The 24,522-nt window shown below is 71.1% G+C and carries 25 protein-coding genes; 9 read left to right on the forward strand and 16 right to left on the reverse strand.

The window, feature by feature from the left end:
- Window positions 1–91 precede the first annotated feature (91 nt).
- The 3 genes from acnA to KV557_RS30370 form a co-directional block, all read right to left on the reverse strand.
- Window positions 92–2,737, reverse strand: coding sequence for an aconitate hydratase AcnA (acnA, locus tag KV557_RS30360; RefSeq protein ID WP_218204751.1), 2,646 nt, complete (start codon window positions 2,735–2,737; stop codon window positions 92–94).
- Window positions 2,738–2,959: 222 nt separating this feature from the next.
- Window positions 2,960–3,115, reverse strand: a complete 156-nt coding sequence (locus KV557_RS30365) for a hypothetical protein (protein WP_218204752.1) — start codon at window positions 3,113–3,115, stop codon at window positions 2,960–2,962.
- Window positions 3,112–4,215 carry a hypothetical protein gene (locus KV557_RS30370; protein WP_218204753.1) on the reverse strand — a complete coding sequence of 368 codons (1,104 nt, stop codon included), beginning with the start codon at window positions 4,213–4,215 and terminating at the stop codon, window positions 3,112–3,114. The genes KV557_RS30365 and KV557_RS30370 overlap by 4 nt, the downstream gene beginning before the upstream one ends.
- A gap of 29 nt (window positions 4,216–4,244) precedes the next feature.
- Between KV557_RS30370 and KV557_RS30375 the strand changes: the two genes are divergently transcribed.
- From KV557_RS30375 to KV557_RS30395, 5 genes are all read left to right on the forward strand, one after another.
- A complete protein-coding gene (locus tag KV557_RS30375) occupies window positions 4,245–4,604 on the forward strand; it encodes a hypothetical protein (RefSeq protein WP_218204754.1) in 360 nt (119 codons plus the stop codon).
- 105 nt (window positions 4,605–4,709) lie between these two features.
- Window positions 4,710–5,234 carry a SigE family RNA polymerase sigma factor gene (locus tag KV557_RS30380; RefSeq protein ID WP_308130146.1) on the forward strand — a complete coding sequence of 175 codons (525 nt, stop codon included), beginning with the start codon at window positions 4,710–4,712 and terminating at the stop codon, window positions 5,232–5,234.
- A 111-nt stretch (window positions 5,235–5,345) separates the two neighbouring features.
- The gene (locus KV557_RS30385; RefSeq protein WP_218204755.1) at window positions 5,346–6,383 is read left to right on the forward strand and encodes a hypothetical protein; all 1,038 of its coding nucleotides are present in this window, start codon (window positions 5,346–5,348) and stop codon (window positions 6,381–6,383) included.
- Between the two features lie 33 nt (window positions 6,384–6,416).
- On the forward strand, window positions 6,417–6,824 hold the full coding sequence (locus KV557_RS30390) for a type II toxin-antitoxin system VapC family toxin (protein ID WP_218204756.1): 408 nt from the start codon (window positions 6,417–6,419) through the stop codon (window positions 6,822–6,824).
- Between the two features lie 69 nt (window positions 6,825–6,893).
- The gene (locus KV557_RS30395) at window positions 6,894–7,430 is read left to right on the forward strand and encodes a superoxide dismutase family protein (protein WP_218204757.1); all 537 of its coding nucleotides are present in this window, start codon (window positions 6,894–6,896) and stop codon (window positions 7,428–7,430) included.
- A 12-nt stretch (window positions 7,431–7,442) separates the two neighbouring features.
- On the opposite strand, the gene argF is transcribed toward KV557_RS30395, so the two are convergent.
- From argF to KV557_RS30410, 3 genes are all read right to left on the reverse strand, one after another.
- Entirely contained in the window at window positions 7,443–8,444 is a 1,002-nt protein-coding gene (gene argF, locus KV557_RS30400) for an ornithine carbamoyltransferase (protein WP_218204758.1), read from the reverse strand.
- Window positions 8,445–8,615: 171 nt separating this feature from the next.
- Window positions 8,616–11,261 (reverse strand): polynucleotide kinase-phosphatase, encoded by a 2,646-nt coding sequence (locus KV557_RS30405; protein ID WP_218204759.1) that lies wholly within the window; start codon window positions 11,259–11,261, stop codon window positions 8,616–8,618.
- Complete coding sequence (locus KV557_RS30410; protein ID WP_256178166.1) at window positions 11,258–12,859, reverse strand: 3' terminal RNA ribose 2'-O-methyltransferase Hen1; 1,602 nt, start codon at window positions 12,857–12,859, stop codon at window positions 11,258–11,260. The genes KV557_RS30405 and KV557_RS30410 overlap by 4 nt, the downstream gene beginning before the upstream one ends.
- Window positions 12,860–13,018: 159 nt before the next feature.
- Here KV557_RS30410 and dapD point away from each other — a divergent pair, with 159 nt between their 5' ends.
- The gene (gene dapD, locus KV557_RS30415) at window positions 13,019–14,008 is read left to right on the forward strand and encodes a 2,3,4,5-tetrahydropyridine-2,6-dicarboxylate N-succinyltransferase (protein ID WP_374106694.1); all 990 of its coding nucleotides are present in this window, start codon (window positions 13,019–13,021) and stop codon (window positions 14,006–14,008) included.
- A gap of 460 nt (window positions 14,009–14,468) precedes the next feature.
- Here the strand turns inward: dapD and KV557_RS30420 are convergent, their stop codons facing one another.
- The 9 genes from KV557_RS30420 to KV557_RS30460 all read right to left on the reverse strand — a co-directional run bounded on the left by KV557_RS30420 (window position 14,469) and on the right by KV557_RS30460 (window position 21,651).
- Window positions 14,469–14,753 carry a DUF397 domain-containing protein gene (locus KV557_RS30420; RefSeq protein WP_308130147.1) on the reverse strand — a complete coding sequence of 95 codons (285 nt, stop codon included), beginning with the start codon at window positions 14,751–14,753 and terminating at the stop codon, window positions 14,469–14,471.
- 216 nt (window positions 14,754–14,969) lie between these two features.
- Entirely contained in the window at window positions 14,970–15,602 is a 633-nt protein-coding gene (locus tag KV557_RS30425) for an HAD family hydrolase (protein WP_218204763.1), read from the reverse strand.
- Window positions 15,603–15,781: 179 nt separating this feature from the next.
- On the reverse strand, window positions 15,782–17,362 hold the full coding sequence (locus KV557_RS30430; RefSeq protein WP_218204764.1) for a glycosyltransferase family 4 protein: 1,581 nt from the start codon (window positions 17,360–17,362) through the stop codon (window positions 15,782–15,784).
- 96 nt (window positions 17,363–17,458) lie between these two features.
- Window positions 17,459–18,361 (reverse strand): UTP--glucose-1-phosphate uridylyltransferase, encoded by a 903-nt coding sequence (locus KV557_RS30435; RefSeq protein WP_218204765.1) that lies wholly within the window; start codon window positions 18,359–18,361, stop codon window positions 17,459–17,461.
- Window positions 18,362–18,443: 82 nt separating this feature from the next.
- Entirely contained in the window at window positions 18,444–18,929 is a 486-nt protein-coding gene (locus KV557_RS30440) for a hypothetical protein (protein ID WP_218204766.1), read from the reverse strand.
- Window positions 18,926–19,465, reverse strand: coding sequence for a dCTP deaminase (locus KV557_RS30445; RefSeq protein ID WP_218204767.1), 540 nt, complete (start codon window positions 19,463–19,465; stop codon window positions 18,926–18,928). Before KV557_RS30445 ends, KV557_RS30440 begins: the two co-directional genes overlap by 4 nt.
- Window positions 19,466–19,479: 14 nt before the next feature.
- Window positions 19,480–20,016, reverse strand: a complete 537-nt coding sequence (locus KV557_RS30450; protein ID WP_218204768.1) for a dCTP deaminase — start codon at window positions 20,014–20,016, stop codon at window positions 19,480–19,482.
- On the reverse strand, window positions 20,004–20,558 hold the full coding sequence (locus tag KV557_RS30455; RefSeq protein WP_218204769.1) for an ATP-binding protein: 555 nt from the start codon (window positions 20,556–20,558) through the stop codon (window positions 20,004–20,006). Before KV557_RS30455 ends, KV557_RS30450 begins: the two co-directional genes overlap by 13 nt.
- A 406-nt stretch (window positions 20,559–20,964) precedes the next feature.
- A complete protein-coding gene (locus tag KV557_RS30460; RefSeq protein ID WP_218204770.1) occupies window positions 20,965–21,651 on the reverse strand; it encodes an ATP-binding protein in 687 nt (228 codons plus the stop codon).
- 302 nt (window positions 21,652–21,953) lie between these two features.
- On the opposite strand from KV557_RS30460, the gene KV557_RS30465 reads away from it, so the two are divergent.
- Both KV557_RS30465 and KV557_RS30470 read left to right on the forward strand, forming a co-directional pair.
- Window positions 21,954–22,805, forward strand: a complete 852-nt coding sequence (locus KV557_RS30465) for a helix-turn-helix domain-containing protein (protein ID WP_218204771.1) — start codon at window positions 21,954–21,956, stop codon at window positions 22,803–22,805.
- Window positions 22,802–23,023 (forward strand): DUF397 domain-containing protein, encoded by a 222-nt coding sequence (locus KV557_RS30470; protein WP_218204772.1) that lies wholly within the window; start codon window positions 22,802–22,804, stop codon window positions 23,021–23,023. The genes KV557_RS30465 and KV557_RS30470 overlap by 4 nt, the downstream gene beginning before the upstream one ends.
- 199 nt (window positions 23,024–23,222) lie before the next feature.
- Here the strand turns inward: KV557_RS30470 and KV557_RS30475 are convergent, their stop codons facing one another.
- Window positions 23,223–23,537 carry a hypothetical protein gene (locus tag KV557_RS30475; protein WP_218204773.1) on the reverse strand — a complete coding sequence of 105 codons (315 nt, stop codon included), beginning with the start codon at window positions 23,535–23,537 and terminating at the stop codon, window positions 23,223–23,225.
- Between the two features lie 55 nt (window positions 23,538–23,592).
- On the opposite strand from KV557_RS30475, the gene KV557_RS30480 reads away from it, so the two are divergent.
- Window positions 23,593–24,276 (forward strand): RibD family protein, encoded by a 684-nt coding sequence (locus KV557_RS30480; protein WP_218204774.1) that lies wholly within the window; start codon window positions 23,593–23,595, stop codon window positions 24,274–24,276.
- Window positions 24,277–24,522 lie beyond the last annotated feature (246 nt).

A 24,522-nucleotide genomic window follows, 5' to 3' on the forward strand; every position in this document is an offset into this window, starting at 1 on the left:
CGTGGTACTACAACGACGGCCGGGCCGCACCCCGGAAGGGGTACGGCCCGGCCGCCAGGCTCCTGCGCCGGAGTTCAGCCGCTGTGCGCTATCAGCCGATGAGCGAGCGCAGCACGTACTGCAGGATGCCGCCGTTGCGGTAGTAGTCCGCCTCACCGGGCGTGTCGATGCGGACGACCGCGTCGAACTGCTTGTCGCCCGCGACGACCTTGACGGTCTTCGGGGTGCGGCCCTCGTTGAGCTCGGTCACGCCGGTGATGGAGAAGGTCTCCTCGCCGGTCAGACCGAGGGACTCGGCGTTCTCGCCCTCCGGGAACTGCAGCGGCAGGACGCCCATGCCGATCAGGTTCGAGCGGTGGATGCGCTCGTACGACTCGGCGATGACGGCCTTGACGCCCAGCAGCGCGGTGCCCTTGGCGGCCCAGTCGCGGGACGAGCCGGAGCCGTACTCCTTGCCGGCCAGGACGACCAGCGGGATGCCGGCGGCCTGGTAGTTCTGCGAGGCGTCGTAGATGAACGACACCGGGCCGTCCGCCTGGGTGAAGTCGCGGGTGTAGCCGCCCTCGGTGCCCGGCGCGATCTGGTTGCGCAGGCGGATGTTGGCGAAGGTGCCGCGGATCATGACCTCGTGGTTGCCGCGGCGCGAGCCGTAGGAGTTGAAGTCGCGCTTCTCGACACCGTTGGCGGTCAGGTACTGCGCCGCCGGGGTGCCCGGCTTGATGTTGCCGGCCGGGGAGATGTGGTCGGTGGTGACCGAGTCGCCCAGCTTGGCCAGGACGCGGGCGCCGGCGATGTCGGTCACCGGGCTCGGGGTCTTGGCCATGCCCTCGAAGTACGGGGGCTTGCGGACGTAGGTGGACTCGGCGTCCCACTCGAAGGTGTTGCCGGTCGGGACCGGGAGCGACTGCCAGCGGTGGTCACCGGCGAAGACGTCCTGGTAGCCCTTGTCGAACATGGCCTCGTCGATGGAGCCGGCGACGACCTCGGCGACCTCCTGCTCGGACGGCCAGATGTCGGCGAGGAAGACGTCGTTGCCGTCGGCGTCCTGGCCCAGGGCCTCCTTGGTGATGTCGACGTTCATGTTGCCGGCGAGGGCGTAGGCGACCACCAGCGGCGGCGAGGCCAGGTAGTTCATCTTGACGTCCGGGTTGATCCGGCCCTCGAAGTTGCGGTTGCCGGAGAGCACCGAGACGACCGCCAGGTCGGACTCGTTGACCGCGGCCGAGACCTCCTCGGGCAGCGGGCCCGAGTTGCCGATGCAGGTGACGCAGCCGTAGCCGACCAGGTTGAAGCCCAGCTTCTCCATGTACGGGAGCAGGCCGGCCTTCTCGTAGTAGTCCATGACGACCTTGGAGCCGGGCGCCAGGGTGGTCTTGACCCAGGGCTTGACGTGCAGGCCCTTCTCCACGGCCTTCTTCGCCAGCAGGGCGGCGCCCAGCATGACGGAGGGGTTGGAGGTGTTGGTGCAGGAGGTGATCGAGGCGATCACGACCGCGCCGTTGTCGATCTCGTAGGTCGAGCCGTCGGGGGTGGTGACGGTGGTCGGCTTCGAGGCCTCGGCGGAGTACGTCGGCAGCGCCTCGGCGAACTTCTCGGCGGCCTCGGCCAGGATCACGCGGTCCTGCGGGCGCTTCGGGCCGGAGATCGACGGGACGATGGTGGAGACGTCCAGCTCCAGGTACTCGGAGTAGACCGGCTCGACCGACGGGTCGTGCCAGAGGCCCTGCTCCTTGGCGTACGCCTCGACCAGGGCGAGCTGCTGCGCGCTGCGGCCGGTGAGCTTCAGGTAGTTGATGGTCTCGGCGTCGATCGGGAAGATCGCACAGGTCGAGCCGAACTCCGGCGACATGTTGCCGATGGTGGCGCGGTTGGCCAGCGGGATCGCGGTGACGCCCTCGCCGTAGAACTCGACGAACTTGCCGACCACACCGTGCTTGCGCAGCATCTCGGTGATGGTGAGCACCAGGTCGGTGGCGGTGGTGCCGGCCGGCAGCTGGCCGTTGAGCTTGAAGCCGACCACGCGCGGAATCAGCATGGAGACCGGCTGGCCGAGCATCGCGGCCTCGGCCTCGATGCCGCCGACGCCCCAGCCCAGCACGCCCAGGCCGTTGACCATGGTGGTGTGCGAGTCGGTGCCGACGCAGGTGTCCGGGTAGGCCTGGCCGCCCCGGACCATGATGGTGCGCGCCAGGTGCTCGATGTTCACCTGGTGGACGATGCCGGTGCCCGGCGGGACGACCTTGAACTCGTCGAACGCGGTCTGGCCCCAGCGCAGGAACTGGTAGCGCTCCTTGTTGCGGCCGTACTCGATCTCGACGTTCTGGACGAAGGCGTCCGGGGTGCCGAACTTGTCGGCGATGACGGAGTGGTCGATGACCAGCTCGGCCGGGGCCAGCGGGTTGATCTTCGCCGGGTCGCCGCCCAGCTCCTTGACGGCCTCACGCATGGTGGCGAGGTCGACCACGCACGGCACGCCGGTGAAGTCCTGCATGATCACGCGGGCCGGGGTGAACTGGATCTCCTGGCTCGGCTGGGCGCTGGCGTCCCAGTTGCCGAGCGCGCGGATGTGGTCGGCGGTGATGTTCGCGCCGTCCTCCGTGCGGAGCAGGTTCTCCAGCAGCACCTTGAGGCTGTACGGCAGCCGCTTGGAACCCTCGACGGCGGAGAGCTTGAAGATCTCGTACGACTCGTCGCCCACCTGCAGCGAGCTGCGGGCGTCGAAGCTGTTCGCGGACACGACTGACTCCTTCTGGGTGCTTCGTGCGATATCCGGCCGCCACGGTGGTAAGGTCAGCCTTACTTAGGCTCACCTTGCCCGCATCGCCGGGAGCGCCCCTCGGCAAAGTATCTTGATGTCGAGATATATCCTAAGGGGCAGTTATCTCGATGTCGAGATAAACCATAGTGCATGCTGCCGTGTTCACCACCGCAGGCATGCCCGGGTGTGTATCGGCGCAGGTCAGCGGCCATCCGGGCCACGGCGTTTGCGCTCCAGCCGGATCAGCCAGACCGCGCCCGCCACCACCCCGCCGAGCAGCAGCAATACCACCAGCAGGCCGCCGCCGCCGGCGGCGACCGGCTCGGGGGCGACATCGGCCAGCAGGGTCGTCGTCATGCGTTCTCCTCGAATCGTTTCGGTCGTGTCGTGAGGTCCCGACGGGTGGTCCCCAGGCCCAGGACCAGCATCAGCAGCACCGGGAACTCCAGATAGGCGTGGTAGCTCGCCACCGCCGCGTACAGCGCCCGGCCCTGCGCGTAGTCAACCGCGAACAGCACCGCCAGCAGCCCGCCCGCCGCCGCTCCCAGCGCCCAGGCCCTCGCGCCGCTCAGGGCCGGCACCCGGGCCTCGAAGCCCTCCGCGGCCTCCGGCGCGTAGCGCGGCAGGAACCACACCCACACCACGTAGTGCATCGTCTGCAGGAAGGCGAACACCGCCAGGAAGCGGAGCCCCGTGTGCGGGCCCAGCCAGGCCGGCGGCGTGTAGGCCGCGGCGAGCCGTTGCGTCCAACCACCCGAACTGGTGGCGAGCCAGCCGTCCAGCACGCCGGCCAGCAGCAGCGCCGGCACCAGCAGCACCCAGGTGAACTGCAGTACGAGGAACACCGCGCGCCCCCGCGCCAGCCGCCGCGACCACTCCCACAGGAACAGCAGCGGCACCACGTTGTGCAGATGCGCCAGCACCACGAAGTGGTACGCCGGGAACGCCAGCGACCCGGCCGCCGCCCCCGCCAGCACCACGGCGCTCCCCGCCAGCAGCAGCGGCCGGCCGCGCAGCCCGTACCAGCAGGCCGCCGCCAGCAGCCCGTACGCGAGCAGGATCTCCGCCGACTGGGAGATCCGGGAGGGCGGCAGGAGGCGGCACACGACGATGCCGGTGACCAGGAGGAGCAGCAGGCGCAGCAGCGGGCCGGCCAGCACCACCGCGAACCGGCCTGCCACGTACCGCAGCTCCAGCACGTTGTGGAGCAGCCCGAAGGCCGCCAGGCCCAGCACCGCCAGGCCGGTCGGCGCCCGCAGCGCCAGCGCCAGCGCCAGTGCGCCCGCCAGCGCGAAGCCCGCCTGCGGGACCGCGCCCAGCCGGAGCGTCGGCCCGGCGGCGGGCCAGGCACCGGTGGGTGTCCGGGCGCCGGTGGGTGTCCCTGTGCTGGTGGGTGTCCCTGTGCTGGTGGGTGTCCCTGTGCTGGTGGGCGTCCCTGTGCTGGTGGTGGTCGCCATGCTCCCCCTTCCATGGCACGATCCCCGCCGTGCGCTACCCGGTGGCCCTTGCCCTCACCCTGCTGACCGAGACACCCGTCTACACCGCCGCCCTCGTGCGCGCCGGGCAGGTCCGCCCCGGGCGGGCCGCGACGGCCGCCGTGCTGGTCAACCTGGTGACACACCCGCTGCTCTGGTGGACCCTCCGGCACTGGACCGGCGGGCCCGCCGCAGCGTACTGGACGGCGTTCGGGCTCAGCGAGGCGGCGGTCTGCGTGGTCGAGGCGCTGCTGCTGTGCCTCTTCGCCGGGCTGCGCCCGCGCGACCCGCTGCCCTGGATCGCCTCCGGCACTGCCAACACCACGTCGTTGCTCGCCGGGCTGCTCGCGGCGCCGCTCCTCGGCCCGTAGCGCGGTCTCCGGGCTCGGGCCCGTAACGCGGTCTCCGGGCTCAGGCGTCTAACCGTGCACAAGGGGTGGCGACGCCACGATTCACGGGGTTTCGAGGGGACAGCGGTGATCAGGAGAACGCGACGGGCCGAGGAGGCCGCGGAGTTCGAGAGCTTCGCGTACAGCCGGGGGCAGCGCCTCTTCCGCACCGCGCTGTTGCTCTGCGGCGACTGGCACCTCGCCGAGGACCTCACCCAGGTCACCCTCGCCAAGCTCTACGCCTCCTGGCCCAAGGTCCGCCGCGCCGAGAACCAGGACGCCTACGCCCGCAGCGCGCTCGTCCGCAGCTACCTCTCCCACCGCCGCCTGCGCCGCACCGGCGAACGCCCCGCCCTCGGCGACCTGCCCGAGGGCGCCGTACCCGAGGACGACCCGGCGCTGCGCGTCACCCTCCTCACGGCGCTCGCCGAACTGCCGCCGCGCGACCGGGCGGTGCTCGTCCTGCGCTACTGGGAGGACCGCAGCACCGAGGAGACCGCCACCGAACTCGGCCTCAGCGCGGGCGCGGTGCGCGCCCAGTCGCTGCGCGCCCTCGGGCGGCTGCGCGCGGTGCTCGGGCCGGAGGCGGCCGAGCAGCTCACCCGCTCCTGAGAGCGCCTCACCACCGGACCACCCGGCACCGGCCGGTGCGGCGCGGGGTTCCGCACCGGCCGGCGCCGGGGCTCACGACTCACCTTCTGCTGCTGAGAAAGGGACCAGACCATGAACGAGCCGGATGTGGACGGCGAGATGCTGTCCGCCACCTTCGAGCAGGCGATGAACGGCGTCGGCCCCGACCTGGGCCCGCTGGTCGTCGCGAGTGCCCGGCGGGGTCGGTCGATCCGGCGCCGCCGCCGGCTGACGGTGGCCGCCTCCGTGGCGGCGGTCGCCGCGCTGGCGGTCGGCGGCTCGGTCGCCCTGCGGCCGGACGGTGGCACTCCGCCGTCCACCGCCGCGGCCTCCTCCGCCTTGCCGACCCCGGCCAAGCAGTTCCCGCAGCCGTTGCAGAAGTCGGACGACGGCGCCGAACACCTGAGTCCCGGCAGCGGCGCCAACAAGGAAATGGTCGCCCTGACCGGGCACGCGGCCGTCCTCACCCTCGCCCGGGCACTGCCGCCGGGGCACACCTCCGGATACTCCGGTTACTCCTCCCTGGTCGGCTGGACCGGCCCCGAGATGACGAACGTGGCTGTCCGGGCCCGCCTCCTCTACGACGACGGCACCGGCCCGGCCGACGTCAGCGTCCAGGTCGACGGCGGCATCGGCGCCCTGTACCGGCCCGGGTCGTACCCGCCGGGCCCGGGCAAGGACCCGTTCGTCCTGGGATACGACGACCACTTCAGCTGCGACAAAGTGAACGTGAACGGCCAGTACCGCTACTGCTCCGGCAGCGTGCTCCCGGACGGCAGCCACCTGCTGCTCACCGAGCGGGCCATCGGCGACGTCCTCACCCGCAACGTCACCCTGCTGCGGCCCGACAACACCAAGGTGACAGTCAGCGCCTACAACACGGCGGAGGTCGCGGGCCAGGCGAAGGCCAACACGATCCGGGACGGACTGCCGCTAACCCTCGACCAGTTGAAGAGCGCCGCCATGGCCGCCGGCTTCCAGGAGTGGATCACCCCCGAGGAGGCGACGCGGGCCGAACAGGCGATCCGGCCGTTCCACGACGACACTCCGGGGCGGAACATGCCGTCCGGGGCCGGCTCTACGACACCCGTCCCCTCCGCCCCGAGCCCGTCCGGGTACGGTGGCCGGTGAAGTAACACGCTGGGAAGGACCGGGGGCCGACCGATGATCGTGGTGGACGCGTCCGCGCTGGTGCTCGCGCTGGCCGACGAGGGCGTGCGCGGTGCCGCGGCCCGGGCCGAACTCGCCGCCGACGGTGAATGGTTGGCGCCCGAGCACATCGTCATCGAGGTGATGCAGTCGCTGCGCGGCCTCTACCTGGCCAAGGAGCTGACCGCCGAGCGGGTCGCCGAACTCACCACCGAGCTGGCCGGGCTGGCGATCCGCAAGGTCGAGGTCGCGCCGCTGCTCGGCCGGATCTGGGAGCTCAAGGACAACCTCACCCCGGACGACGCCGCCTACGTCGCCGTTGCCGAGCAGTACGGGGTGCCGCTGATCACCGCGGACCTGCGGCTGATGCGGGCCAGCGGGCCGCGCTGCGAGATCCGGGGCATCCACCGCACGGCGGAGTGACGACGGTGTCCACGGCGGCCCGGCGCCGTTGAGCAGGGTGCCCGTCACCCTGCCCGTGGAGGCCCGCCGATGTCCGCCCCGTTCCTCGCCGCCCTGCTGCCGCTCGCGCTGCTCGCCCCCGCCACCTCGCCGGTGTCCGTCGTCGAGGCCGACTTCGACCCGGCGACGGCCTTCGTCCCGCCGGCCGCGATCAGCTACGCGAGCGACCTCGTGCCGTACGGCTCGCACGCCACCGTCGTCACCGACCGCTCGGCGCCCGGGCGGACGGTGCTCACCCTGACGGTCGCCGGGCTCGCGCCCGGGCACGGGTTCCCGGTGCACCTGCACACCGGCACCTGTGGGGCCGACCCAGCCGTGTCCGGGCCGCACTACCAGGACGTCGTCGACCCGGTGCAGCCGTCCACCGACCCGGCGTACGCCAACGAGCGCAACGAGCTGCGGCTGGTGCTGCGCACCGACGAGCGCGGCGACGGCACCGCCTCGGCCGCGGTGGACTGGCAGCCGCGGCCGGGCAAGGCGCGGTCGCTGGTGCTCCACGCGGGCACCCCGGCCGGCCCGCACGCGGCTGGCGACCGGGTGGCCTGCGTCAAGCTGGAGAAGAAGTAGGAGAAGTAGCCGTCAGGAGCCCAGCGTCGCGACCAGGACCGCCTTGATGGTGTGCAGGCGGTTCTCGGCCTGGTCGAACACGATGGAGTGTGCCGACTCGAACAGCTCGTCGGTGCACTCCAGCTCGGTCATGCCGGTCGCCTCGTACATCTGCCGCCCGACCACCGTGCCGAGGTCGTGGAACGCGGGCAGGCAGTGCAGGAACTTCACGGCCGGGTTGCCCGTGGCCCGGACGGTGTCCATCGACACCTGGTACGGCCTGAGCAGCTCGATCCGCTCCGCCCAGACCTCCTTGGGCTCGCCCATCGAGACCCAGACGTCGGTGTAGAGGAAGTCCGCGCCGGCCACGCCCTCGGCCACGTCCTCGGTCAGGGTGATCCGCGCGCCGGTGGACTCGGCCAGGGCCTGCGCCGCCTTCTGCACGTCCTCGGCCGGCCAGACCGCGCGCGGCGCGACGATCCGGACGTCCATGCCGAGCAGGGCGCCGGTGATCAGCAGCGAATTGCCCATGTTGGAGCGGGCGTCGCCGAGGTAGGCGAGGGCGACCTCGGGGAGCGGCTTGGCGGTGTGCTCCGTGATGGTGAGCACGTCGGCCAGCATCTGGGTCGGGTGCCACTCGTCGGTGAGGCCGTTCCAGACCGGGACTCCGGCGTGCGCGGCCAGCTCCTCGACGACCTCCTGGCCGTGGCCGCGGTACTCGATGCCGTCGAACATCCGGCCGAGCACCCGGGCGGTGTCCTTGATCGACTCCTTGTGGCCGATCTGCGAGCCGGACGGGTCAAGGTAGGTGGTGCTCGCGCCCTGGTCGTGCGCGGCGACCTCGAAGGCGCAGCGGGTCCGGGTGGAGGTCTTCTCGAAGATCAGCGCGATGTTCTTGCCGCGCAGCCGGGGCTGTTCCGTGCCCGCGTACTTCGCGGCCTTGAGCTGCGCGGCGAGGTCCACCAGGAAGCGGAACTCCTGGGGCGTGAAGTCGAGCTCCTTGAGGAAGTGCCTGTTCCGGAGGTTGAACGCCATACCGGGCTCCTGGGGTGACGGGACGAACGGGAAAGCGGCAAGTGTATACGATACTCGGAATTTGTATGCAGCTTGTAGGTGAACGAGGGGGAGCCCAGGTCGGACTCCCCCTCGATTCTCGGTCGACTTACCAGCGCTGGTCGAACGGGTCCACCGGCATGGGGTAACCGGCTACAGGCGCGGGTCGACCGGCTCCGACTCCAGCGCGAGCACGGCGAACACCGGCTCGTGCACCCGCCACAGCGGCTCGCCGGCGGCCAGCCGGTCCAGCGCCTCCAGGCCCAGCGCGTACTCGCGCAGCGCGAGCGAGCGCTTGTGGCCCAGGGTGCGCCGGCGCAGCTGGTCCAGGTGCCCGGTGTAGTCCGGGCCGTAGATGATCCGGAGATACTCCCGGCCGCGCACCTTCACCCCCGGCTGCACCAGCCCGCCCGGACGGCCCTCGCCGCGCTCGGTCCGCACCAGCGAGGCCAGCGGCTTGACCACCATGCCCTCGCCGCCCGCCCCGGTCAGCTCCTCCCACCAGGCGATGCCGGCGGCCACCGACGCGTCGTCCGCGGTGTCCACCACGAGGCGCCCAGTGCGGTGCAGCACCGGCGCGTCCGCGTCGTCCGCCGCGACCAGGCGGTCGATCCAGGCCAGGTGCTCGTCGTGCGGACGCACCGCGAGGTTCGCACCCTCGGCGGCCAGCACCTGGAACGGCGCCAGGCGGATGCCCGACAGCCCCTCGGTCGGCCAGCAGTACCGCCGGTACGCCTCGGTGAACGCCTGCGCGTCGGCGGCCCGCTGCCGCTGCCGGGCGGTCAGGTCCGCGAGGTCCAGGCCGCGCCCGGCCGCCCGCTCCAGCGCGGACAGCACCTCCGGCAGGGCGGCGCCCGCCGCCGCGCCGACCGCCGCGTACTGGCGGCGCAGCAGCTCGACCGCCTTAAGCGACCACGGCATCAGCTCGGCGTCCAGCAGCAGCCAGCCGGTGCCCAGCTCCTCGAACAGTCCGGCCCGCTCGGCGGCCTCCCGCACCCGGCCCAGCACGGCGGCGGTCAGCCCGTCGTCGGCGAGGAACGCCCGGCCCGTCCGGGTCCAGACGGCGCCCGGACCGGCCACGCCGAAGCGCTTCTCCAGCGCCGCCTCGTCCCGGGCCACCAGCACCACCGCCCGCGAGCCCATGTGCTTCTCCTCGCACACGACGTGCCGGACGCCGTCCGCGCGGTAGCCGGCGAACGCCTCCTCGGGGTGCTCCAGGCAGCCGTCCCGGCGGGAGGTGGCGGTCGGCGCCATCGTCGGCGGCAGGTAGGCGAGCAGCCGCGGGTCCAGCGCGAAGCGGCTCATCACCTCCAGCGCCGCCGCCGCGTTCTCCTCCCGGACGGCGATCCGCCCGTGCAGCGCGGTCTCGACGATCCGCCGGCCCGCCACGTCGGCGAGGTCCAGCGGACGGCCCTCCCGGGCGCCCGGCGCGTCCGTGTGCATCGGACGGACCGGCGCGTACCACTCGCGCTCGGCCTCGACGCTCACCAGCTCGCGCTCCGGGTAGCGCAGCGCCGTCAGGCTGCCACCGAAGACGCAGCCGGTGTCGAGGCAGATGGTGTTGTTGACGAAGCTCGCCGTCGGCACCGGCGTGTGGCCGTACACCACCAACGCCCGGCCCCGGTACTCCTCCGCCCACGGGTAGCGCACCGGCAGCCCGTACTCGTCGGTCTCGCCGGTGGTCTCCCCGTACAGCGCGTGCGAGCGCACCCGGCCGGACGCGCGGCCGTGGTACTTCTCCGGCAGACCGGCGTGGCAGACCACCAGCGCGCCGCCGTCCAGCAGGTAGTGGCTGACCAGGCCGCGCATGAACGCGCGCACCTCGGCCTTGAACTCCTCGGACTCGTCGGCCAGTTGGTCCAGCGACTCCTGCAGGCCGTGCGAGACGGTGACCTTCTTCCCGTCCATCGCGCGGCCGAGCTTGTTCTCGTGGTTGCCCGGCACGCAGAGTGCGTGGCCGGCCGCCACCATGCCCATCACCAGGCGCAGCACGCCAGGGGTGTCCGGGCCGCGGTCGACCAGGTCGCCGACGAAGACGGCGGTGCGGCCCTCGGGGTGCGCAGCGTCCACCGGGCGGCCCTCGGCGTCCCGGGTGAGGGTGTAGCCGAGCCTGGTCAGCAGGGTCTCCAGCTCGGCGCGGCAGCCGTGGATGTCGCCGACGATGTCGAACGGGCCGGTGAGGTGGCGCAGGTCGTTGTAGCGCTTCTCCAGCTCGATCTCGGCCGCCGCCACCTCGGCCTCGCCGCGCAGGATGTGCACCTTGCGGAAGCCCTCGCGCTCCAACCCGCGCAGGGAGCGCCGCAGTTCGCGGTTCTGCCGGGGGATGACGTGGGCCGGCAGCTGGCGGTCCGGGCGGGAGCGGTTGCGCTCCGCGCAGACGCCCGGCGGGACGTCCAGGACGATCGCGATCGGCAGCACGTCGTGGTCGCGGGCGATCCGCACCAGCTGGCGGCGCGACTCCAGCTGGACGTTGGTGGCGTCCACGACCGTCAGGCGGCCGGCCGCGAGGCGCTTGCCGACGATGTAGTGCAGGACGTCGAAGGCCTCGGCGGAGGCGGACTGGTCGTTCTCGTCGTCGGCCACCAGGCCGCGGCAGAAGTCGGAGGAGATGACCTGGGTGGGCAGGAAGTGGTGGCGGGCGAAGGTGGACTTTCCCGCGCCGCTGGTGCCGATCAGGACGACCAGGGAGACGTCGGTGACGGGGAGGCGGCGGGGCTCGGCGGGGGCGGGGAGCTCGGACGGCACAGGCTGGTCGGCCTGCGCCGGCTGCTCGGCCGTCGGGGTCGCTTCGTCGCTCATCGGGGCTCGCCTCCTTCGGGCGTCGCGGGGGTGTCGGTCGGTTCGGCCGGGGTGGCGTCCGTGGCAGCGGCGCTCTCGGTGGCCTCGGTGGCCTCGGTGCCGAGACGGAACAGGGCCAGCTGCGTCGGCGGGCCGACCTCCGGGTCGTCCGGGCCGACCGGGCGCAGCACCACGGTGTACCCGTAGGTCGCAGCCACCCGCTCCGCCCAGGCCCGGAACTCGGCGCGCGACCACTCGAAGCGGTGGTCGGCGTGCCGAGCCCTGCCCGCCGGGAGGGTCTCCCAGCGGACGTTGTACTCGACGTTCGGCGTGGTCACGACCACGGCCCCCGGGCGGGCGCCGCCGAACACCGCGTACTCCAGCGCGGGCAGCCGCGGCAGGTCCAGGTGCTCGATCACCTCGCACAGCACCGCCGCGTCGAAGCCCTTCAGCCGAGCGTCGGTGTACGTCAGCGCACCCTGCGCCAGCCGCACCCGGGCCGCCTGGCGCTCCGGCAGCCGCTCCAGGCGCAGCTTGCGGACCGCCACCTGCAGCGCCCGCGCGGACACGTCCACGCCCAGGATCTCGGTGAACCGGGCGTCCTTCAGCAGCGCGCCGATCAGCTCGCCCTGGCCGCAGCCGAGGTCGGCGACCTTGGCCGCGCCCACCTCCCGCAGGGCGGTGAGGATCGCGGTGCGACGCTGCTCGGCGAGGGACGGCTGCCGGGGCTCGGCCGCCGCCTCCGCAACCTCCGCGGTCTCCGTGGCCTCCGTGGCCTCCGTGGCCTCCTCCGGGCGGTCGTCGACCGCGTTGTCGATCTCCTCGACCTCGCGGTCGTCCGCCTCGGCGAGCCGGGCCAGCTCCAGGCGCTCCATCGCCGCCCGGGTCAGCGACCAGCGCCGGGACAGGTAGCGCCGGGCGATCATTGCGCGCTCCGGGTGGCCGGCCAGCCAGCCCTCGCCCGCGGCGAGCAGCTTGTCCACCTCGTCCGGGGCGACCCAGTAGTGCTTGGCACCGTCCAGGACCGGCAGCAGGACGTACAGTTGCTGGAGCGCGTCGGCCAGCCGGACGGACTCCGAGGCCAGCTCGATCCGTACGTACCGGGACTCGCCCCACTCCGGGAACGCCTCGTCCAGCGGGATCGCCGCCGCCTCGACCCGCCAGCCCAGCGGCTCGAACAGCCGGGCCACCAGCGCCGCGCCGCCGCCCTCGCCCGCGCCGTTCGCGGGCACCGCAGGCAGCACGATGCGCAGCGGCCTGGCCTGCTCGGGCAGCTCGGGGCGGGCCGGGCAGACGCCCTTCATCGCGGACCGGAACACCGTCCGCAGCGCCACCGCGAGCAGCGAGGACGCGGCGTAGGGGCGGTCGTTGACGTACTGGGCGAGCGCGAAGTCCGGCGAGCCGCCGCGGCCCTTGCCCCGGCCCTTTCGGACCAGCGCGATCGGGTCGACGTCCAGCAGCAGCGCCGCCGTGCAGACCTCGTCCCCCGCCTCCGGATAGAAGACGTGGGCCTCGCCGTGCGACGTCGCGAACTGCTGGACCTTGCCGGGGTGCTTGTGCAGCAGGAACCCGAGATCCGTGGCCGGGCTCTCGGCGCTGCCTGTGGTGGAGATCGACATGAACACCCGCCCGAGTATTGCCCAGCGGCGAGCCCCTGAGCACCGGGTTTTCCCGCCCCGTCCGACGCCGGGTGCGCGCCCGCCGGGGGCCGGCGGCGGCCGTGTCCGCACGGTGGGCGTGTTCGGCACCGGGCCCCCGCATTGGTTAACGTGCACGATGTGACTGCTGAATCCACCTCCCTCCCGAACGGCGCCGTCGCCGCCGGTCTGGCCACCGTCGCCGCCGACGGCACCGTCCTCGACACCTGGTTCCCCGCCCCCGTCCTGACCGCCGAGCCCGGCCCCGCCGGGACCGTCCGGCTGACCGCCGAGCAGGCCGCGGCCGAGCTCGGCGCCGGCGCCGCCGAGGCGCTGGGCGTCGACGCCCGCCGCGGCGTCGAGGTGGTCGCCGTGCGCACCACCATCGCCTCGCTGGACGAGAAGCCGCTCGACACGCACGACGTCTACCTGCGCCTGCACCTGCTCAGCCACCGCCTGGTCCGGCCGCACGGCCAGAACCTGGACGGCATCTTCGGCCTGCTCGCCAACGTGGCCTGGACCAGCATCGGCCCCGTCCCGGTGGACCAGGTCGAGCAGGCCCGCCTCGCGGTCCGCGCCCAGGGCGGCCAGCTCGCCGTGTACGGGATCGACAAGTTCCCGCGGATGACCGACTACGTCGCCCCGACCGGCGTGCGCATCGCCCACGCCGACCGCGTCCGCCTCGGCGCGCACCTGGCCACCGGCACCACCGTCATGCACGAGGGCTTCGTCAACTTCAACGCCGGCACCCTCGGCACCTCCATGGTCGAGGGCCGGATCAGCGCGGGCGTCGTCGTCGGCGACCACAGCGACATCGGCGGCGGCGCCTCGATCATGGGCACCCTTTCGGGCGGCGGCAAGCAGGTCGTCGCGGTCGGCGAGCGCTGCCTGCTCGGCGCCAACGCCGGCATCGGGATCTCCCTGGGCAACGACTGCGTCGTCGAGGCCGGCCTGTACGTCACCGCCGGCACCCGGGTCACCACCCCGGACGGCAAGGTCGCCAAGGCCGTCGAGCTGTCCGGCCAGGACAACCTCCTGTTCCGCCGCAACTCCCAGACCGGCGCCGTCGAGGTCATCGCCCGCTCCGGCTCCTGGGGCGGCCTGAACGCCGACCTCCACGCCCACAACTGACCCACCCCGCACCGCGCCCCGGCCCCGCCTTCGGCGATGCCGTTGGCGAATCCGACCGATCGACTGCGGGAGTGACGCCGGTCTCCGAGACGTGTTCTCGGAGACCGGCGTTTTACCGTTCCTGGGCATGGCGCTGATCCGGTACGCGAAGACGCGGCGGCCGCCCACGTGGTGGGCGGCCGCCAAGATCCCAGGGTGTTAAGGGTGTTTCAGGAACGAGTGTGCGCCGAGAGATTCGTTGAGCTTCTTCCCGGACGATTGGCAGTGGTGGTGCTTTCGAGGGCCCCGGCGCCGCGAGCGCGGCGCCGGGGCCCAAAACCTTGATGCTCTGCGGTTCCTCCGGAGCCCTCCCCCCGCCCGCCCCCTCACCACCTGCCCCTGGCCCCGGGCTCTGCCCTATTCCCAGGCTGCTCGGCGCCGGGCACGCCGGCGCCGAGCGGCCACCATTCCCCCAGTAGCTTCAGACGTCCTCTTCAACACCCGCTGCCCCCTCAGCGTGCTGAGAGGGCAGCGGCAAACCACGCAGCGGTGATCCGTTGTCGGACAATGCCTGTTCACGAAGGTCGTTGAACTCGCCGTCGGCAGCAGCGGCCTTGAACGCGGTCCACTCGTCGGCGTCGAACGTGAGTGTCGGTGCTGTGGGGTCGCCACCGTGGCGCATCACCACGTAGCCGTCGGGCATGTAGGCGATCTGGGGACCGTCGGTGTCACCGGGCGCCCCGTACCAAGTGGCGGCGTCCAGCACGGCGCGGCTGAACGTCCTCTTCGGAGGCTGGGGCATCGGTTCTCCGGGACGAGTTCGGGTAGTTGGGACGTGAGCCCCGCTTGGCAGAGCTCACTGTAATGCGGCAGAGGGCGACCAGATCTGCCCCGTCGGGCGTGAGCATTGTCCAGCCGAAGGCGGGGCTGGATAGCGCGCTGCGGTGGACGGGTCATACATCTGGCGCCGGCCGTCGATCACTCATTGCTGCGCCGCGTCGGTGTTGAGACGGACGGTGATACCGAGGGTGGCAAGGTGGTGGGCACAGGCCTGGGGCGTGGTGAAGAGCTCGGCGCGCAGACCGGCCGCGCGGGCTCCGGCGACGAAGGTGACCTGGTCGTCGAAGTAGAACAGGTCCTGCGGGCGGATGCCCATGCGATCCGCGGCCTCCCTGAACACGAACGGACTTGGCTTGGTGATGCCGAGGTCGGCGGAGGCGTAGGCGTGGCGGGCGGTGATGCCGTGCAGGGCCAGGTCGGAGTGCATGCGGTCGGTGAAGTTGGAGAGGATGCCGACTTCGACCACCTGCCCGGCTTGTTCGATCAGGTCGATCATGACGGGGTCGGGCCGCCCGCGGTCGTCGCGCCACGGCGCTATCGCTGATCGAGCCTTCTCTCCGAACTCGGCGACGAGGACGTGCTCGATGATGCGCGCCCATTCGTCGTCGGTCATGAGGCCGACCTTTGCCGCCTCGTAGGCGGGGTGCTGGTAGGCAATGCGGTCGATGATGCCAGGCGGCAGACCCGCGGCCTGCTCGCCCGAACGGGCGCCCTGGTTGTCGAAGTGCTGGAGGACACCGTGCAGATCGAACAGCAGACCTTTGGGTTTGCTCACGATCGTGACGTCTCCGTCCTCCCCCTTGCTCGGGGTGATGGTGTGCCAGGGGCGCTGGTCGTACGGGACCCGCGATCGAGGCGGCTGAACCCGGGGTGAGTGTGGGGCTAGGAATTGCGAGCCGGAAGGATGGACGTGCCGCGGCGGGGGCGGCTGGGGGCGCCGAGTCTGGCCGCCCGTCACCGTGCGCTCCTGCTACCGACCCGGGCGACCTCGTACTGCTCCGCATACCGGTCGGCGACCGGCTCCCACCCGTGAACGGCTTGGACGTGGCGGGCCCCGTTGGCGGCGCGGCGGGCACGCTCGCGCGAGCCGATGAGGGCCTCCTTGATCGCGGCCGCCAGTGAGGCCGGGTCGTTCGGGCGAACAAGCCAGCCGGTGGCGTCGTGCCCGCTGGAGGTGATGATGCGGGCAGGGCCGCCGGTGGCCGTCGCGATCGGCGGAGTGCCGCAGCCCATCGCCTCCAGGTAAACCATGCCGAATGGCTCGTTGACGGCGGGGGCGACCATGAGGTCGGCGGTGTGGAGGCCGCTGGGCAGTTCATCGTGGCCGCGCCAGCCGACGAAGTAGACATCGCGGTCGATGCCGAGGCGGTGGGCGATGTCCGTCGGGTGTTCGCCCTCGCATTCGCCCGGGTAGCCGCCCCACATCAGCAGGGCGGGTGGGACGGGGACCTCGTCGCGCACCTGCCGGAAGGCCTCCAGGAGGACCGGGACCTTCTTGAACTCCAGGAAGCGGCCGACCCACAGCAGGAGCGGGCGCAGGCGGCCGGTGGCGGGATCGAGCAGGCGGGAGAGGTCGGCATCGTCGTAGCGGATGTTGCCCGGTGGCCGGCTCTCCCCCCAGCCTCTCGGGTCGGTGACGAGCCATCGGCGGAGGTTGGCCAGGCGTTGTTCTTCGGTGAGGCTGGCAGGTCGGAACGCGGTGGTGTCGACGCCGTTGGTGATGGCCGGCACCTCCTGGCCGTGCAGGGCGGGCAGGAGGCGCAGGGCGAGGTCGCGGTCGTGGTGGGAGACGGTGACGATGCGGCCGGCCTGTCGCGCGGAGGCGGTGAGGGCGGCGTGCCAGTAGTCGGCCCAACGCCACTTCGGCCACTCTGTGATCCGCAGCAGATGTTCCTGGTCGTCGTCGAGGCGGCCGTCGTGGGCGAGTTGCTTGAGGGTGCGCTCGCGGTGGGGGTGGTCCGGGTGGAGGGTGTCGGCCAAGACCGGGACGGTGGTGCCGAGGTGGCGGGCGATGGCGATGCGCTCGCGCATGCCCTGGATCTGCTTCAGCTCGGTGCCGTGGAGGGTGGTGATCCGCGGGACGCCCCCGTACGCCCGGTACGCGGCGTTCTGGAGATGGGACAGGTGGTGGAGGTGGAGGACGTCGGGGTCGGCGGAGCGGTGGCGGACGAGGTGACCGGTCCAGGCGCGGGTGAGCCGGGCGCCGGCGGTCGGCGGCACGGCAGCGAACATGGGATCCGGGCAGCCGCGGGCGCCGAGGGAGCGGTCCTCGTAGGAAGGGTGGAAGGGCAGCGGGTCGGCCTGCGGATCCTGACCTTCGGTGAACCGCCGGTAAGCGGGGTTGTAGTCGTAGGGGTGGAGGTCGAGGCCGGCGTAGAAGGTGGGCGCGTGGCCGGGGTCCCCGGGTCGGCCGAGGGATCCAGCGTGGATGCGGGTGGTCCAGCCGCGGCGGTTGTACTCCCGCAGGAGGTACCGGGCGACCTGCGCGCTCCCGCCGCGCGGGAAGAAGATCAGAGCGGTGTCGATGTCCGGCATGCCGGGCTCTCCTCTCCGACCCGGGCTGGCCGGGCCGGGGCAGGCCGGGGTCGGGCCGCCGCGCGGTGGCGGCCCGACCCCGGTGGCTGATGGTGGTTACTCGGCGGGGGCGAGTTCGGCGGCGAGCTTGCGCAGGTCCGGCCCGTACTCGGGGTTGGCGAGGGCGGCGGCAAACTGGGCGCGCAGGTAGGCGGCGGGGTTGCCAGTGTCGTACCAGGTGCCGTCGATGACCTGCCCATAGACCGCGCGGCGGGCCGCGTAGGCGTTGATGGCGTCGGTCAGGTAGACCTCGTCCTCCGGCTTCTCGTGCCACCGGCGGGTGAGCTCGCGCAGTTCGTCGACGATGCCGGGGGTGATGACGTAGCCGCCGATGGCCGCGTACGAGGAGGGGGCGTTGGTAGGCTTGGGCTTCTCGACCAGGCCGGTGAGGCGCAGGGATCCGCCGCCGAGATCCTCCTTCACCACGGGTACGCCGTAGCGGTAGGAGTCCTCGGGCTCCATGGGCATGAGCGCGAGAACCGGCGCGTTCGTCTGCTCGTACGCCTGGATGAGCTGCTGCGCGCGGGGGACGTCGGCGACGAAGACGTCGTCGGGCCACAGCACAAGACAAGGGTCGTCGCCGAAGTGGCGGGCGGCGTTGAGGACCGGGGTGCCGTTTCCGTAGGGGCCGTGCTGGTAGAGGTAGCTGATGTGGCCCTTGCGGGACAGCTCCCCGACCTCCTCGACCGCGTCCGCGAAGGCGGCCTTGCCGTCGCGGCGCAACTGCTCGACGAGGACGGGGTTGGGGCGGAAGTGCTCCTGGATCATCCCCTTGTCGCCGTTGACGACGATGGTGATGTCGGTGATGCCGCTCTCGATCAGCTCGCGGACGGTGTGCTCGATCACCGGCTTGTCGCCGACCGGCAGCATCTCCTTGGGCGTGGCCTTGGTCAGGGGCAGGAGGCGGGAACCGAGGCCGGCGGCGGGGATGACAGCTCGACGGATCGTCTTGGGGGCCATGTGACCCTCTCTCATCTCGGTGGTGCTGCGCCGTGGTGGCGCGGCGGGCGGCCGACGCTACCAACGATCACGATGTGATCACTTACGGCGCCTGGATGGGGAGTTGGGCTCCCCACTTCGTGCCGACGTACTTGATCGGCAGTATGGTATGCAGGGGCGCGAAGACGCCCTGCTCGCCCTGGGGGACCACGGCCTGTATCTGCGGGGCGTGGTCGAGGAGGACCTCGCGGCAGCCCCCGCAGGGGGAGACGATCCGCGCGCCGCCAGCCTCGGACGGCTTGGGGTAGCGGACGGCGGCGACGGCCAGGAGCGGCTGGTTGGTGCAGAGGCGGGCGGCGGCGAGCGCGGCCATCTCGGCGCACACGCTGAACCGGCCGACCATCGCCTCGACGTGGATGCCGAGGTAGACCTTGCCGTCGGCGGCGATGATCGCGGCCCCGATCTGGTGGCGGCCTTCGACGTAGCGCCGGCGGATGGTGTCGTAGGCGGTGGCGACCAGGCGGGCGGCCTGCGGGTCTGGGCAGGCGGTGGCGGGGTTGACGGCGTACGTCGGGCTGGTGCTGTTCACGCGGCGGCCGCCAGGGCGCGGGGGACGTCGCGGTGGATCTGGGAGGGCATCGGTCCGCGGCTGCCCTGATACTTCCCCTGGTAGAGCATCGGGTCGCCGAGGACGGCGCGGAAGTCGACCTGCGCGATGCTGTCGCCGGGGTAGACGACCAGCGGCTGGACGACGCGCAGCATGTGGGTGAGCTGTCCGAACGACCCCTGGTCGATCAGGTCGGCGGTGACGTGGGCGTAGCCGCCCATGCGCGCGAAGCCGGAGCGGCTGTGCATGGTGGGCACGTAGTGGTTGCTGCCGATCACCTCGACGGAGTGGCCGAGGTAGATCCGGTCCGGCTCCAGCAGGAAGCCCTCCGGGCCGATCTCCACCGTCTCGAAGGCGTTGGGCCGGCGGGTGTCGAGGACGTCGGCGGTGTAGTAGCCGATGGTGGGACCGAGGGTGATGTTGTACGAGTTGGGGTTGAGCTGGGCCGGGTCGAACGGCTCGATGGTGAGCCGGCCGGCCGCGCGCTCCTCCCGGATCTTGTGGCCGGTGAGGATCACTGGGGTACCTCCGTTCAGGATGAGGTGGTCAGGAAGTGGTGGGCAGGGGGCGTGGTCGCCTCGTCAATCCGGCCGAACCTGCCGGTGTACTCCGGCACCGCCCCGGTCTTCGCCGTCCACGTGATCTGACCCATGCGGGCGCCGGGGTAGATCCGGGTGCGCTGCACCACCTCGATCTCCAGCGTCCAGCTGTGGCAGGCGCCGAGGTTGCCCATGTAGGCCGAGTACTCCAGGAAGACGCCGAGACGTCCGAGGCTGCTGCGGCCGATGAGGCAGGGCACGTAGTGGGAGCTGCCGAACCTCTCCACGGTGGTGCCCAGGTAGATCCGGCCCGGCTCCAGCACGTAACCATCGGGCGGGATCGTGAACTCGTCCAGGGGGTGGTCGGAGTGGGCGTCGAGGCGGTGGGTGCGGTGGACCCGCAGGACCGGGCTGATCCGGTAGTTGTAGCTGTTGGGATTGAGGAGGGAGGGGTCGAACGGGTCGATGGTGATCCGGCCGGCCTCCACCTCCTCCCGGATCCTGTGACCCGTGAGGATCACGAGGTCCACCCGTTCGCCAACTCCTCGGCGCGCACGAGCAGGGCCTGCATCGACCCGGCGTTCTCGACCCGGAAACTCGGAGTGATCGTGATCTCCGCCTCCGTCGGGTGGTTCTCGTCCCCGGGCGAGAGGTCGGCCCGACCCGCCTTCCGCAGCCTGCGGATGTCGTCGGGCGCCCAGACCTGCACGAACTTGAAGTCGAGGGCGTCGAGGGCCTCGATGTCGGCGGCCCGGGCGTCGTCGCAGAGGACCACTGTGTCCGGGTTCTCCGCCACCGCCTCCTCCACCCTCCTGGTAAAGGTGTCGGTCAGCGCGGCGGGGTTGATGCGGCGCAGGTGGGAGCCGAGGTCGTTGAGGAGAAGGCCGTCCTGGCGGTCCGGGGTGACCAGCGGCCGTCCGGCGACCTGGTAGACGATGCTCTGAAGGTCGTAGAGGGGAGCGCCGAGCTTGATCCTCACGACGGGCACGCCGCGGCCGACAAACTGGTCGGCAAGCATGCCGGTGAACGTGCTCTTGCCCGCTCCCGGGCGTCCGTAGGTGGCGATCCGCATCCTGTTCTCCTTTGGCTTGTGTCGTTGAGCACCGCACGGTGCCGCGGTCTGGCGAGTCACACGGGTCTGCCTCGGCTATTCGGGCGTCGGCGGTCCGTGGGGCGGTGTCAGGAGCGCCCGCAGGGCGTCGTCGTCGATCCCTTGCGTCAGCGCGGACAGCATGGGAATCAGCGGCGCGACTTCCTCGCGCACAATGACGCGCAGCGCTTCCTCCGGACCTGGACGTCCTCGATCACGGACCTCAGCTCGTTCACGTCGAAGGTTCCGTCCGGGTTCTCGCCTTAGTAGGCCTCGTCCTCACGCATCCGCGCCGCGAACTCCCGGTTCGCACGGATGTGGAAGGCGCGGACTGTGGCACCGGCCGGGCGAGGAAGGCGCCGGGCCAGGAGCCGGGAGACGCGAGCCCTCACGCCGCTCTCCCAGCACTGATGCCAACCGCCGGGATGGAGCCGGTGGTTGCGAGCGCTCCAGCCACCGACTGAGACCGTGCGCTCCCCGCCTGGCCATGGGTGTGGAGGATGGCGATGGTGAGAGCAACGCCCGAGGCTCGCACGTCCTCCACCCGGCCCATGACCGACGGCTGCTCCTCAGTCGCGGCAAGGTAGAGCCGGTAGACGGGCAGCTTGAACCACACCGTCCGGCGACCGTCAGCGTGAACTACGGCACCGTAGGCGGAAGCCAGACAGGCGACGATCGACAGGCCTCGGCCGGACTCGTCGCCCTCCTCCGCCCGCCGGGAGGGGGTCCGCCCGCGGCCGGAATCGGTGACGGCCATCCACAGATCCCCGCCGTCCACGACGTCCGCCTCGATCAGGAACTCCTGGTCCGGGTCGTCCGGGTCACAGCCGTGCTGAAGTGCGTTGGCGGCCACCTCCGCGAGGATCTGGTGCGCGATCTCCTGCTCGGACTGGGAGAGCGGGACTTCGAGCTTGAGCAGCTCCTCGATCACGCGGTGGCGAGCCAGGCGAACTCCCGCTGGTCTGGCCGTAGTTGCAACCTTAACCATGGACATGGCGGATCCTCCGAAGTGTCGGCCGGGTGTCGGCGACGAGGTGGAGCTGGAGACAGCCGCGGCGGCCACGGCGATCGTCATGACGCCGCTGCGACCACCACCCGAGAGGGACGCAATCCAACTCCGAAAACGAGACTTGACGACTAGTCACACATTCAGAAACAGACTGGCCCTGACGCCAAGTCAACGAAGTCGATCACTGTCGGTTCGCGACTGACTACGCACAGCATGACGCCTTCGCGAGTGCCGGCGCAACTCGTTCCATCAAACTCGCAGAATTGCGAATCGGGTCGCGATTCAGGTCATCGAGTGGGGAGTTGCCGGTAGCGCGCATCTCCGGACGGGAGGCAGACTGTCCCCGACACGGCTCAGGAGGGGATCAGGTGGCTCTCGTACAGACTGTTCGCCGGAGGCAGCTCGGCGCCGAGCTTCGGCGTCTGCGCATGAAGGCCGGCCTGGGTATCGACGAGGCGGCGGAGAGAGCCGAGGGCTGGAGCGGAACCAAGATCAGCCGAGCCGAGAACGCGAAGGTTGCGGTCAAGGAGAAGGATGTCGCCACCCTGCTTGAGGTGTACAAGGCCGACAAAGAGCTGGCCGAGGCGTTGCTCAACCTCGTGCGGAACGCGGGCAAGCGCGGATGGTGGCAGAGCTACAAGGACTCCGTCACCGACGAGACGGTGGATCTCGCGGCACTCGAAGCCGAGGCCTCGTCATTCAGGACGTTCGAGTGGGCAGTGATCCCAGGGCTCTTCCAGACCGCCGACTACGCCCGTTGCGTCATCGAGCGGCTCACGACCAGGCCGGACGCCAACATCCAGGCCCTTGTCGAGGTTCGGATGGCCCGACAGGCCGTGTTGTCCAGGCCGGAGCCGCTGAAAGTCTGGGCGGTGATCCACGAAGCGGCGCTCTGCTCCAACGTCGGCGGTCCCGAGGTCATGGCCGCGCAGCTCGACCGCCTCATCGACCGGGTCAAACTGCCCAACGTCAACGTACAGATCATGCCCATGAACGCCCCTGTCCACCCCGGCATGAGCGGTGCCTTCAGCATCCTCGGGTTTCCACAACGCCAGGACCTCGACGTCGTGCTGGTCGATGCGACGCTCAGCACACAGTGGTACGAGGAGCCCGACGAAGTGGAGCAGTTTCAGGGCAAGTTCCAGCAGATCACGGCCGAGGCCATGGGTGTTGAGGACTCCCTGAAGTTCATCACCGCACAGAGAGACAGGCTCAATTGACCACCTACTACCCGAACGCCTCCGCCACTGGCCTGGTCTTCACGAAGTCCAGCCGGAGCACCGACCAGGCGAACTGCGTCGAGTGTGCCGGTCTTCCGGGCGCCGTCGCGGTTTGTGACAGCAAGAACCCAGGCGGCCCCGCGCTTGTCTACGACACCGCCGCCTTCCGCCGGTTCGCCGCGGCTGTCGGTGACGACGCGCTGGTCCCGGTGAACTGACCGCCGACCTCGATCGGCCAGGTGTGTCCCGGCACTGCCACAGTGTGCCGGGACACACCTGTATCTACCCACCGCGTCAGTGGGAGCCCGGAAGGTGGAAGACCACCTGGCACACACCCCGGCGCGGCCGGTTGATCGTATGCAGCATTGGTGACCTGCGGCTACGGCCCCGCGTGTGATTCCTCCCAGTATCGAGGCATCAGGAAAGCACACGCCAGACGGCGCGAACGGCGTCCGCCCATCGCTCACAAGTGGTCTGCAGCGCCCCCGCACATGCTGTGCTTGCGTTCATGCGCGCAACACTGCGCCGGATCGGTTCATCCTGATCGGTGACCCGAGAACGGAAGTTGACGATGCGCCAGCACGCCAGGGCTGCCGCAACCTTGTCCGTCGCGGGCTCGAATGCGGTGGGAAGTTCACCGAGCTCGGGGTGCTCGACGCGAAGTTGCAGCGCTGGGCGTCGGTGGCCGAGGTCTCGGAGTTCCGGGAAGCCCTCGACAACGTCATGCTCCATGAAGTCTGATCACATCAGGCAGACGTCCCACCGTCCCACCACGAAGGAATCCGAGATGGCCGAGCGCCCGTACGTCCTCCTGAGTGTCGCCACCTCCGTGGACGGACACATTGACGACACGTCACCCCAGCGCCTGTTGCTGTCGAACGCCGAGGACTTCGACCGTGTCGACCAGGTCCGGGCAGAGTCCGACGCCATCCTGATCGGTGGCAACACGCTCCGCAGCGACAACCCCCGGCTTCTCGTCAACAGCAAGAAGCGCCGTGCCGACCGTGCCGCTGCCGGCAAGTCGGAGTACCCGCTCAAGGTGACGATCACCGCCAGCGGCGACCTCAGCCGGGACCTCAAGTTCTGGCACTTCGGCGACCAGAAGGTCGTCTACACCACCGACGGCGCGGTCGCGAAGCTCCGCAAGGAACTCGACGGCCTGGCCAACGTGGTCAGCACCGGCCCGACCGTGGACTTCGCGGCCATGCTCGACGACCTCGGCAGCCGTGGCGTCGAGCGCCTCATGGTCGAGGGCGGCGGACAGATCCACACGCAGTTCCTCGCCCAGAACCTCGCCGACGAGGTGCACCTCGCCATCGCCCCGCTCCTGGTCGGCCAGGCCCAGGCTCCGCGCTTCATCCACCCCGCCGAGTACCCCGGCGGCAGCACCAGCCGGATGAAGCTGCTCGACGCCACGACCGTCGGCGACGTCGTCCTCCTGCGGTACGCGCCCAAGCAGCGCACTGCCTGATCGGGGTGTGCGAGTGGCGAGGTCACCCCGAGCCTCGGGTAGGGCAACTGAGCACGACCGCTCTGGCTAGCGGCACCGCCGGAGTGAGCAGCGAATTCCCTTAATCGCGGCGTCCGTTTGTTAACGCACGATTCCCAAGTCAGCCCGCGTTGGTGCGTTTCCAGGGCCCGGCGCCGCGGCGCGCGGCGCCCGGCCCCCCCCCCCCCCCCCCCCAGTACCCAACCCCCCGGATACCCCGACCCAGGT

The sequence above is a fragment of the Kitasatospora aureofaciens genome (assembly GCF_019192735.1).
Lineage (GTDB): Bacteria > Actinomycetota > Actinomycetes > Streptomycetales > Streptomycetaceae > Kitasatospora > Kitasatospora aureofaciens_A.